Source organism: Pseudonocardia sp. KRD291 (assembly GCF_019263595.1).
GTDB lineage: Bacteria > Actinomycetota > Actinomycetes > Mycobacteriales > Pseudonocardiaceae > Pseudonocardia.
On record NZ_JADQDD010000224.1, the window covers coordinates 1 to 10582 of the forward strand.

Annotated in this window: 11 protein-coding genes; 8 read left to right on the top strand and 3 right to left on the bottom strand. The window is 73.8% G+C overall.

Annotated features, from left to right (window positions below):
• The 6 genes from I4I78_RS24320 to I4I78_RS24345 all read left to right on the top strand — a co-directional run.
• The coding region (locus tag I4I78_RS24320; protein WP_218613805.1) for a branched-chain amino acid ABC transporter permease at nt 1–577 on the top strand (577 nt) is incomplete at its 5' end.
• A 62-nt stretch (nt 578–639) separates the two neighbouring features.
• On the top strand, nt 640–1701 hold the full coding sequence (locus tag I4I78_RS24325) for a branched-chain amino acid ABC transporter permease (protein WP_218613813.1): 1062 nt from the start codon (nt 640–642) through the stop codon (nt 1699–1701).
• A complete protein-coding gene (locus I4I78_RS24330; protein ID WP_226380347.1) occupies nt 1698–3053 on the top strand; it encodes an ABC transporter substrate-binding protein in 1356 nt (451 codons plus the stop codon). Before I4I78_RS24325 ends, I4I78_RS24330 begins: the two co-directional genes overlap by 4 nt.
• Before the next feature lie 15 nt (nt 3054–3068).
• The gene (locus I4I78_RS24335) at nt 3069–3821 is read left to right on the top strand and encodes an rRNA methyltransferase (RefSeq protein WP_218613806.1); all 753 of its coding nucleotides are present in this window, start codon (nt 3069–3071) and stop codon (nt 3819–3821) included.
• A gap of 221 nt (nt 3822–4042) precedes the next feature.
• Nucleotides 4043–5188: an NRAMP family divalent metal transporter gene (locus tag I4I78_RS24340; RefSeq protein ID WP_218613815.1), complete on the top strand. Its 1146-nt coding sequence runs from the start codon at nt 4043–4045 to the stop codon at nt 5186–5188.
• Between the two features lie 2 nt (nt 5189–5190).
• Nucleotides 5191–5973, top strand: coding sequence for a LamB/YcsF family protein (locus I4I78_RS24345; RefSeq protein WP_218613807.1), 783 nt, complete (start codon nt 5191–5193; stop codon nt 5971–5973).
• Between the two features lie 68 nt (nt 5974–6041).
• Here I4I78_RS24345 and I4I78_RS24350 read toward each other — a convergent pair whose 3' ends face one another.
• The 3 genes from I4I78_RS24350 to I4I78_RS24360 all read right to left on the bottom strand — a co-directional run bounded on the left by I4I78_RS24350 (nt 6042) and on the right by I4I78_RS24360 (nt 8820).
• Nucleotides 6042–6635 carry a DUF998 domain-containing protein gene (locus I4I78_RS24350; RefSeq protein WP_218613808.1) on the bottom strand — a complete coding sequence of 198 codons (594 nt, stop codon included), beginning with the start codon at nt 6633–6635 and terminating at the stop codon, nt 6042–6044.
• The gene (locus tag I4I78_RS24355) at nt 6632–8248 is read right to left on the bottom strand and encodes an acyl-CoA synthetase (protein ID WP_218613809.1); all 1617 of its coding nucleotides are present in this window, start codon (nt 8246–8248) and stop codon (nt 6632–6634) included. The genes I4I78_RS24350 and I4I78_RS24355 overlap by 4 nt, the downstream gene beginning before the upstream one ends.
• 62 nt (nt 8249–8310) lie before the next feature.
• Nucleotides 8311–8820 carry a polyketide cyclase gene (locus tag I4I78_RS24360; RefSeq protein WP_218613810.1) on the bottom strand — a complete coding sequence of 170 codons (510 nt, stop codon included), beginning with the start codon at nt 8818–8820 and terminating at the stop codon, nt 8311–8313.
• A gap of 137 nt (nt 8821–8957) precedes the next feature.
• Between I4I78_RS24360 and I4I78_RS24365 the strand changes: the two genes are divergently transcribed.
• Complete coding sequence (locus I4I78_RS24365; RefSeq protein ID WP_218613811.1) at nt 8958–9245, top strand: helix-turn-helix domain-containing protein; 288 nt, start codon at nt 8958–8960, stop codon at nt 9243–9245.
• A gap of 74 nt (nt 9246–9319) precedes the next feature.
• On the top strand, nt 9320–10582 hold a 1263-nt coding region (locus I4I78_RS24370; protein ID WP_218613812.1), incomplete at its 3' end, for a glutamine synthetase family protein.

Sequence of the window (10582 nt, forward strand, 5' to 3'; positions counted from 1 at the left end):
GTTCGTCGCGATCCAGGCGCTGGCCGCGATCCTGTTCGGCGCGACGTTCCGGTCGTTCCCGGCGCCGTTCGACCTGACCGGCTTCACCGTCGGCGGGGTGAACATCGCCTTCACCCCGTTCTCGATCTTCGTGATCGGCTCGGTGCTCGTCGTGATGCTCGCCCTGGTGGCGCTGTTCCGGTTCACCGACGTGGGGTTGCGGATGCGGGCCGCGGCGTTCGACCAGGAGGTCTCCCGGCTGCTCGGGGTCCCGGTCGGGCGCCTGCTGACCCTGGGCTGGGCGCTGGCCGCCGTCGTCGGCTCGCTGGCCGGCCTGTTGATCGCAGGCGGCAGCCTGGTCTACCCGGCCTACATGGACTCGGTGATCGTCTACGGGTTCGTGGCGGCGGTGCTCGGCGGGCTGGACTCGCCGGGCGGCGCCGTCGTCGGCGGGCTGGTGATCGGGCTCGCGCTGAGCTACGTCAGCGGCTACCTCGGCAGCGAGCTGGTGGCGCTCGCCGCGCTGGCGATCCTGATCGCGGTGCTGCTGGCCAGACCGCAGGGCCTGTTCGCCCGGGCCGCGGCACGGCGCGTCTGATGGCCGCCCCGGTGCACGACCGGACCGACGCCGACCCGGCACCCGCGCGCAGCCGGCTCGACATGCTGCGGCGGCGGTTGCCCCGCTCGACGTTCGGCCGGCACGCGCTGCTGGTACTGCTCGGCGCCCTGGCGGTGGTGCTGGTCCTGGAGACGACCAGCCCGTTCCGCAACTCGCAGTTCGCGACGCTGTCCTACTACGCGATCGCCGCCGCCGGGCTGACCGTGCTGACCGGGCTGAACGGGCAGATCTCGCTCGGCCACGGCGCGCTGATGGCCGTCGGCGCCTACACCACGGGCCTGCTGCTCGGCTCGGACGGCGGACCGCCGCTGGTCGTCGTCATGGTCGCGGCGGCCGCGGTGACGGCGGTGGTCGGCGTCGTCGTCGGCGCCGCGGCGTCCCGGCTGCACGGGCCCTACCTGGCCGGGGCGACGCTCGCGTTCGCGATCGCGGTGCCCGGCCTGGCCATCTACTTCGACGGCGTGCTCGGCGGCGAGCAGGGCATGCAGATCGACTCGCCGCAGGCCCCGGGCTGGTTCGGCGACGCGATCTACTTCCTGTCCGCCAACGAGATGTCCAGCGCCAAGTACCTGGCCTACGTGGGGTGGGCGGCCGTGCTGGTGGTGCTGCTGCTGCTGGCCAACCTCGCCGCGAGCCGCGTCGGACGGGTCTGGCGGGCGGTCCGCGACGACGAGGTCGCGGCCGAGCTGGCCGGCATCCGCCCCGGCCCGGTGCGGGTGCTGGCGTTCACCGTCAGCGCGGCCTGCGCCGGCCTGGCCGGGTCGGTGCTCGGGATCGTCGTGCGGCTGGCCGCGCCCAGCGGGTTCACCATCGTGCTCTCGCTCGGGCTGCTCACCGCCGTCGTCGTGGGCGGGCTCGGCAGCCTCCCGGGGGCGTTGCTGGGCGGGGCGCTGCTGGTGTTCCTGCCCCCGGCGGTCACCAACCTGGGCACGGCCGCGGGGCTGGACAGCGTGGCGGCCGCGCAGCTCGCCCCGTTCGTCTATGGCGTGGTGCTCGTGCTGGTGGTGCTGCTCGCCCCGACCGGCGTCGCGGGAATCGTGCGCAGGCTGTGGCACTCGATGGGTCGTTTCGGAACAGGGAACTCGACGAGGAGGTCTCGATGAACAGGTTCGGACGGACAGGGGTCGCCCGGGGACGCCCCGGCCGCGGCGGCAGGGCGGCGGTGACCGCGATGGTCGCCGTGGCCGCGCTGCTGCTCTCCGCGTGCGGCGCCGGCGGACGGCCGTCCGGGGGAGAGGGCGGCGCCCAGCCGGGGATCACCCCGCAGAGCATCAAGGTCGGCGCGCACTTCCCGCTGACCGGGGTCGCGTCGCCGGGCTACAGCGAGATCCCCACCGGGACCAAGGCCTACTTCGACTACGTCAACGCCAACGGCGGGGTGAACGGGCGACAGATCGAGTACGTCTTCCGCGACGACGCCTACAACCCCACCCAGACCAGCCAGGTCGTCAACGAGCTGGTGCTGCAGGACCAGGTGTTCGCGATGCTGGGCGGGCTCGGGACCCCGACCCACTCCGCGGTACTGGACTACCTCAACAGCGAGGGCGTGCCGGACCTGTTCGTGTCCTCGGGTTCGCTGCTGTGGAACCAGCCCGACAAGTACCGCCAGACGTTCGGCTGGCAGCCCGACTACGAGGTCGAGGCCAAGATCCTGAGCCAGTACATCGCGCAGAAGTTCCCGCAGGCCAAGGTCGGGCTGTTCCTGCAGGACGACGACCTGGGCCGGGACGCCGAGATCGGCGCACGCCGCTACCTCGGCCGCCAGATCGTCTCCGCACAGCGCTACACGCCGGGCAACACCGACGTCGCGCCGCAGATCGCCGCCCTGCAGGCGGCCGGCGCCGACCTGGTGATCGGGTTCAACGTGCCGTCGTACACGGCGCTGTCGCAGCTGCAGTCGCTGCGGCTCAACTACAAGCCGCAGTGGGCCTACAGCAACATCGGCTCGGACCCGGCTCTGGTCGGGTCGCTGCTCTCGCGGTTCTCCGAGGGCACGGTGACCGACGCCGGCCTGCTCGACGGCGTCATCACCACCGAGTACCTGCCCAGCGTCGACACCACCGACAACCCGTGGACCCAGCTGTTCTCCAAGGTCTGGCAGCAGCACGGCGACGGCGCGGAGCTGACCAACTTCCGGATCTACGGCATGTCCGAGGCCTACGCGTTCGTGCAGGCGTTGCAGGCCGCCGGGCCGCAACCGACGCGGGAGGGGCTGGTCTCCGCCGTCGAACGCGTCGGCACGCAGCTCGAGGGCCCGTGGCTGGCCCCCTACCGGTACTCGGCACAGAGTCACGCCGGGATCAGCGGGGTGAAGGTGAGCCGGATCGCCGGCGCGGGCACCCAGGACCTGACGCCGGTCCAGGTGACCGACAACGGGGACGCGCCGATCACGCCGTACCCGGGCCCGGCGAACACACCGCCACCGAACGGGATCCCCGTGCCACCGGCGGGCTGAGCGAGACTGGCCGGTGTGCACTACCGCCACGCTCCGGCCGCGCACTTCGCGGACCTCGACGCCGTGCTGGCCTCGGCCCCGGGACGGCCGTCGCTGCCGGTGCGGCTGACGCTGGAGCTGTTCGGCCGGTGCCGGGACCACCTGGGTGGTCCCGGGCCGGTCGTGGTCTGGGACCCGTGTTGCGGGACCGCGCAGCTGCTCACCACGCTCGGCCTGCTGCGCCGCGACGAGGTGGCCGGGCTCGTCGGCAGTGACGCCGACCCGGAGCCGCTGGAGCTCGCCGGGCGGAACCTGGCCCTGCTCGGGCCCGGCGGCCTGCGGGCCCGAGCCGCCGAGCTCGACGCGCTCGCCGGGCGGCACGACAAGCCCGGCTACCGTGACGCCGCCGCGGCCGCCCGCCGGCTGGACCGGCCGGTCACCGGGCCGCCGACGCCCGGGCCGCCGACGCCCGGGCTGCCGACGGAGGTCGGTGTCGCCGACGCGCTGGACCCGGCCGCGACCGGTGCGATCGTCGCCCGGCACCGCCCGCGGATCGTGCTGGCCGACGTGCCGTACGGCCGGCAGACGCGGTGGGCGGGCCCGGCGGCACCCGCCGCGGACGAGACCGGCCTCGTCGCGGCGCTGGCCCGGGCACTGGACCCGGATGCGGTGATCGCCGTCGTGGCCCGGGCGCGGAAGGTGGTCCTGCCCGCGGGCGTCTCGGCGCTGGAGCGCGTGCGCGCCGGGCACCGGGCGGCCGCGATCGTCCGCGCAGGCGACGTGCCCTGAGCCCTGTTTCCTGAGCCCTGACCCCTGGCCGCCCGTCGGCACCCGCACGGAGCAACGGTGCCCGCGCCCGCGCGTAGGCTCCGGCGCACCTCGCAGGACCCCGGCCGTGCACCGACGGAGGCAGAGAAGTGAACGACGCACCACAGGATCCGGCCCCGCCCGAGGGGGCCGGGCAGACCGCCGCCGGCCGGCGGTCCGGACGCCGGGCCCTGCTCGGCGCCATGTTCCTGATGGCCACGAGCGCGATCGGGCCCGGCTTCATCACCCAGACCACGACGTTCACCGCACGGCTGGGCGCGGCGTTCGCGTTCGCGGTGCTGGTCTCGATCCTGGTCGACGTCGCGGTGCAGCTCAACGTCTGGCGGGTGATCGGGGTGTCCCGGCTGCGCGCCCACGAGCTGGGCAACAAGGTCGCGCCCGGCGTCGGGTGGGTGCTCACCGTGCTGGTGGTCGCCGGCGGGCTGGTGTTCAACATCGCCAACGTCGGTGGGTCCGGCCTCGGCCTGAACGCGATGGTCGGGCTGGACCCGACGATCGGCGGGGCGCTCTCGGCGCTCGTCGCGATCGCGGTGTTCTCGATCCGCAGGGCCGGGGCGGCCCTGGACCGGATCGTCGTCGTGCTGGGCGCGGTCATGATCCTGATGACGGCCTACGTCGCGATCGTGTCCGACCCGCCGGTCGGCGCCGCGCTGCGCAACGCGGTGCTCCCGGACCAGGTGGACGTCCTCGTCATCACGACGCTGATCGGCGGCACCGTCGGCGGCTACATCACCTACGCCGGCGCGCACCGGATGCTGGACTCCGGCATGACCGGCCCGGAGAACGTCGGCCACGTCTCGCGCAGCTCGGTCCAGGGCATCCTGGTCACCGCCGTGATGCGGGTGCTGCTGTTCCTGGCCGTGCTCGGCGTCGTCGGCTCCGGGGTCGACCTGGCCACCGCCAACCCGACCGCGACGGCGTTCGAGGCCGCCGCGGGCCAGGTCGGCCTGCGGATGTTCGGGGTGATCCTGTGGGCGGCCGCGATCACCTCGGTGATCGGTGCGGCGTACACGTCGGTGTCGTTCCTGACCTCGGAGGCGACCTCCCCGCGCCGGCGCAACCTGCTCACGATCGGCTTCATCGTCGTCAGCACCGCGGCGTACCTGCTGCTCGGGACGACACCGGTCACGCTGCTGGTGTTCGCCGGGGCGTTCAACGGGCTGATCCTGCCGATCGGGTTCACGGTCGTGCTCTGGGTGGCCTGGCGGCGCCGGGACCTGCTCGGCGGCTACCGCTACCCGAGGTGGCTGCTGGCCGTCGGGGTGCTGGCCTGGCTGCTCACCCTCTATCTCGGGTGGCAGTCGGTGGCCGGCCTGGGCAGCCTGTAGCCATGGCCGTCCTGGATCTCAACGCCGACCTCGGCGAGTCCTTCGGGCAGTGGGTGCTCGGCGACGACGAGGCGATGCTGGGCCTGGTCACGTCCGCGAACGTGGCGTGCGGGTTCCACGCCGGCGACCCGTCGACGCTGCGCCGCTCGACCGCGCACGCCGCGCGCGAGGGCGTCGCCGTCGGGGCCCAGGTGTCCTACCCGGACCTGCGCGGGTTCGGCCGCCGCTTCGTCGACGTCGAGCCGGCCGCGCTCACCGACGACGTGCTCTACCAGCTGGGCGCGCTGGAGGCGATGTGCCGGGTGGCCGGCAGCCGGGTGCGCTACGTGAAGCCGCACGGCGCGCTCTACAACGCCACCCGCACGCACACCGCGCAGGCCCGGGCAGTCGCCGAGGCGGTCCGCGCCTACGACCCGTCGCTGCCGGTGCTCGGCCTGCCCGGATCGGAGCTGCTGCGCGCCGCCGAGGCGGCGGGGCTGCGCGCGGTGCCGGAGTTCTTCGTCGACCGCGGCTACACCGCCGAGGGCGCGCTGGTCCCGCGCCGCGAACCGGGCGCCCTGCTCGAGGACGCGCGGGAGGCGTCCGACCGCCTGGTCCGGATGCTCGACGAGGGCGTGGTGCGCGCCGTCGACGGCACCGACGTCGCGGTGCGGGCGGAGTCGGCCTGCGTGCACGGCGACTCCCCCGGCGCGGTCGCCATGGCCACCGCCGTCCGGGAGGGCCTGACCCGCGCCGGGGTGACCCTGGCGCCGTTCACCGGCCCTGCGACCCGAGCGGGCACGTGAGATGACCTCCATTGCTCTCCGAGCACGGCGGAGAGCAACCAGGGTCATCTCACCCCGGTGGACGGCCGCTACCTGCAGTTCGATGCCACGGAGACCGTCCGCCACGCCAGGGCGATCAGCCAGGCCGTGTTCACCACCAGCCACGCGCGTTGCCAGAGCCCGTTCGCCTCACCTCCGGTGCTCAGCAACAACACCACCGACACCGGCGCCGCCACGAGGCTGACCAGCGCGAACATCTTGTCGGCGGCACGACGGGAAACCGCCACGAGCAGCATGGCGACGACCAGCGCCGCCTCGTAGGCCGCCACCGCGTACCCGTGCACCGCCGACTGCGCGTCGCCGATCCGGTTCCCCGGCGTGAACGAGCACCCGGCCGCGTCCAGCGGGCACCCGACCCGGAACGCCGCGATCGTCAGCCCGGCGAGGCCGGCCAGCGCCAGCGGCACCGCGAGCCCGCCGCGGCACACCCACGCCGTCGCCAGATGCGCCAGGCCCAGCACCGCGATGGCGGCGATCCCGAGCACCGCCACCGACGAGCCGCGCCCGGCCAGGCTGGACACGTAGTCCTGCGCGACCGTGTACCCCGGGACGAGGGCGCCCGCGGTCAGGCTGAGGGCCCAGAACAGCGCGACCGCGACCGTCGGGAGGGCGGGCCTCGTCACTCCCGGGTGGCAAGATCGGCGTGCTCGGTCCGCAGCTCGCGCTTGAGGATCTTTCCGCTGGGGTTCTTCGGCAGCGACTCGGCGAACACGACGTACTTGGGCCGCTTGTAGCCGGCCAGGCGCTCCCGGGAGTGCGCGTGCACCGCGTCCAGGCTCAGCGTGACGCCCTCGCGCGGCACCACGACCGCCGTCACCGCCTCGATCCAGTGCGGGTGGCTGATCCCGAACACGGCCACCTCGGCGACGCCGTCGAGCAGGTAGAGGGCCTCCTCGACCTCCCGGCTGGCCACGTTCTCGCCGCCAGTCTTGATCATGTCCTTCTTCCGGTCGACGACCGAGAGGTGGCCCTCCTCGGTCAGGATCCCCAGGTCACCGGAATGGAACCAGCCGCCGGCGAACGACGCCGCGGTCTTCTCCTCGTCGTTGTAGTAGCCCAGGGCGGCGTGCGGGCTGCGGTGCACGATCTCGCCGACCTCGCCGGCCGGGACCGGGTTGCCCGCGTCGTCGACGACGCGGGTCTCGCAGTTCAGCGACGCGCGCCCGGCGGACCCGGCGTACTCGAGCTGCTCGTGCGGGCGCAGGATCGTGGCCAGCGGCGACATCTCGGTCTGGCCGTAGAAGTTCCAGAACGCCACGTCCGGCAGCCGCCGGGAGAGCTCCTGGAGTACCTCGACCGGCATCGCGGCCGCGCCGTAGTAGCCCTTGCGCAGGCTGGACAGGTCGCGTGTGTCGAAGTCGGGGTGGCGCAGCAGCGAGATCCACACCGTCGGCGGGCAGAACAGCTTGGTCGCCCTCTCCCGCTCGATCGTAGCCAGCAGCATCGCCGGGTCCGGGCCGGGCAGGATGATGCTGGTCGCGCCCAGGTAGACGTCGACGGAGAAGAAGCAGTCCATCTGCGCGCAGTGGTACATCGGCAGCGAGTGGATCTCGACGTCGTCGCGCTCCATGCCGCCGTCGACGATGCAGGACACGTACTGCGCGATCAGCGAGCGCGACGGCAGCATCACGCCCTTGGGCCGGGATTCGGTGCCGGAGGTGTACATCAGCCGCAACGGGTCGTCGTCGCCGACGACGACGTCCGGCGCACCGGGATCCCCGTCCCCGTCGATCCAGGTGTCGACGTCGGTCCAGCCGTCCGCGACCGGCGTCCCGGCGAGGGAGATCCAGCCGCGGACCGGGGCCTCGACCCCGGCGATCTCCAACGCCTTCTGCGCGGTGGGAGCCAGCGCGTCCTCGGTGACCATCGCCGTCGAGCCGGAGTGGCCCAGGATGAACGCGATCTCCTCCGCGCCGAGCATGAAGTTCACCGGCACCAGCACCACGCCCAGGCGCGCCGTCGCGAACGCCAGCACCGCGAACTGCCAGCTGTTGTGCGACAGCAGCGCCAGCCGTTCCCCCCGGGTCAGGCCCTGCCCGGCGAGGGAGTGCGCGCACCGGTTCACCGCGGCGTCGAACTCCGCGAACGTGACGCGCCGGTCGCCGGCGACGATCGCGAGCTTGTCCGGGTAGCGGCGGGCCGTCCGGTGCAGCAGGTCACCGAGCGAGTGCTGACGGGCGCGGGCGATCGCGGTGTCCGTCTCCGGGGTGAAGGTCGAGAACGCATCGTCGGGCATGGCGGGATCATGCCTGAAGCGGTGTCCGGTTTCGAGCCTCCGGAGCCGGGGTCTCGCCGCGCTCAGGCCTCCGCGAGCCGCGCCAGCGTCCGCAGCTGGCGCCGCATCATCACCAGGTCGCCCCAGGCGATCAGGACCGACACGGCCCGGCGGGCGCGGTTGTCCGCGGACACATCCAGCCGCGCGACCAGACGGCTGCGTCCCGGCTCGACGTCCAGGACGCGGTAGGTCATGGCGCTCGGCCCGAAGATCCGGTTGTCGGCGACCGCGGTGATCTCCCGGTCCGGCACGTACCCGCTGATCCGGAACATGTGCAGGAACCGCTGCCCGGTGGCGAGGCGGTCCATGCCCGGGGTGAGCGTGCGTGGGCTGCGACGTCCGAGGTTGTCCACCAGGTCGTAGCTGTAGGGCGCGACGCGCAGCTGGCACAACCAGCGGAACACCGTCTCCGGCGCGGCCGCGACGTCAACGGCCCGGACCATCCGCCGGGCGGGGCCGGGGACGTGGTCACCGCACGGGTAGTGCGCGTCGACCTCGTCCGGTCGCGCGCCCCACACCCACGGCAGCTCCATGTGATCAGCGTGCCCCGACCCGTCCGGTACCGGGCCGCCGGGGTGGTCGACACGAGCGACCCGCGCCGAGGGGCGGCGCGTCGACCTGCCGCGGGTCCACTGGTTCGGCTGACGGCTCCGGTATTAGTATGACGGCCATGGTGCGCGTACCCCTGACCCCGGCCGAGCGTGAGCGCGGCGAACGGCTCGGCCACGCGCTGCGCACGGCCCGGGGCGGTCGCAGCCTCGGCGACGTCGCGTCCGCCTCCGGGATCTCCCCGGAGACGCTGCGCAAGATCGAGACCGGACGGATCCCGACGCCCGCACTGTTCACCGTCGCCGCGTTGGCGGACGCGCTGGACCTGTCCCTGGACGTACTCGTGGCCGGCACCGAGCCCGCCCGTTCCGGGACCGCCGACGAGCGAAGGCCCCGCCCCGCCGCCTGAGCCCTCGACACGCACGGCAGGATCTCCCCACCGGCTCGTCGGAGAGGGCCGGCCCGCCGTCCGAGGGAGAGCCGATGGGCACCGACGCACTACTCCGCGAGCTCACCGAGGCCGGTGTCGCCGGGCTGACCGTCTCCTGGGCGGACAACAACGGCATCCCGCGCTCGCGCACCGTCCCGATCTCCGCACTGGCCCAGGTCGCCCGGACCGGGATCGGCGTGACGACGTTGTTCGCGGTGTTCGACAGCTCGGACGCGATCACCTACGCGCACCCGGGCCTGTCCACCCCGTCCGGCGACACCCGGCTCGTCCCGGACACCGACCGGATCACCCAGCTCGCCGGGCAGCCCGCGCTGGCCTGGGCGCCGGGCAACCTCGTCTCCGCCGACGGCACACCGTGGCCCTACGACCAGCGCGGGGTGCTGCAGCGCCAGGTCGCCGCGCTGGCCGAGAAGGGTCTGACGGCGCTGGCCGGCTGGGAGCTCGAGTTCACCCTGCACCGCGCCGACGGTGCACCGGCGCACCACGGCCCGGCCTACGGTCCGGCCGCGCTGACCGAGGTCGACGAGTTCGTGGCGTCGGTGCTGCGCGACTTCGCCGCGAACGGGCTGTCGATCCACCAGCTGCACGCCGAGTACGGCCCGGCCCAGGTGGAGATCGCGCTCGCGGCGACCGACCCGGTCTCCGCCGCCGACCAGCAGCTGCTCGCCCGCCAGACGCTGCGTGCCGCCGCCCGCACGCACGGCCTGACGATCAGCTTCGCCCCGCTGCCCTCGACCTCGCACGCCGGCAACGGCTGGCACCTGCACACCTCGCTCTGGCGCGGCGGGCAGAACCTGCTCGCCGGCGGGCCCGAGGGCCCCGGCGCCGACGGCCTGGCCTACGTCGCGGGGCTGCTGCGCGACCTGCCGGGGGTCGCGGCGATCACGGCACCGAGCCTCGGGTCGCTGGCCCGCCTGCGGCCCGGTTTCTTCGCCGGCGCGTACGCGTTCTGGGGCGTGCAGAACCGGGAGGCGCCGCTGCGCTACGTGCCCGGCACCGCGTTCCTCGGCGAGGACCGGGCGAACCTCGAGCTCAAGGCCAGCGACGCGTCGGCGAACCCGTACCTGGCACTGGCCGTCGTGCTGGCCTGCGGCGCGGCCGGGGTCGCCGAGGGCCTGACGGCCCCGCCCGCGTTCGGCTCGGACCCCGGCACCTGGGACGACGACGAGCGCGCCACCCGCGGCGTCGTGGCACTGCCCGGCACGCCGGACGAGCAGGACGCCGCGCTGGCCGCGACCCCGCGGATCGGTGACGTGCTGGGCGCGGAGCTGCTCGGCGCGTTCCGGGCGGTGCGC

Bases quoted from the DNA above. Each gene is read 5' to 3' on its own strand.
- I4I78_RS24325 (WP_218613813.1), top strand. From the start codon at position 640: ATGCTGCGGCGGCGGTTGCCCCGCTCGACGTTCGGCCGGCACGCGCTG.
- I4I78_RS24330 (WP_226380347.1), top strand. From the start codon at position 1,698: ATGAACAGGTTCGGACGGACAGGGGTCGCCCGGGGACGCCCCGGCCGC.
- I4I78_RS24340 (WP_218613815.1), top strand. From the start codon at position 4,043: ATGTTCCTGATGGCCACGAGCGCGATCGGGCCCGGCTTCATCACCCAG.
- I4I78_RS24345 (WP_218613807.1), top strand. From the start codon at position 5,191: ATGGCCGTCCTGGATCTCAACGCCGACCTCGGCGAGTCCTTCGGGCAG.
- I4I78_RS24355 (WP_218613809.1), bottom strand. From the start codon at position 8,248: ATGCCCGACGATGCGTTCTCGACCTTCACCCCGGAGACGGACACCGCG.
- I4I78_RS24360 (WP_218613810.1), bottom strand. From the start codon at position 8,820: ATGGAGCTGCCGTGGGTGTGGGGCGCGCGACCGGACGAGGTCGACGCG.
- I4I78_RS24365 (WP_218613811.1), top strand. From the start codon at position 8,958: ATGGTGCGCGTACCCCTGACCCCGGCCGAGCGTGAGCGCGGCGAACGG.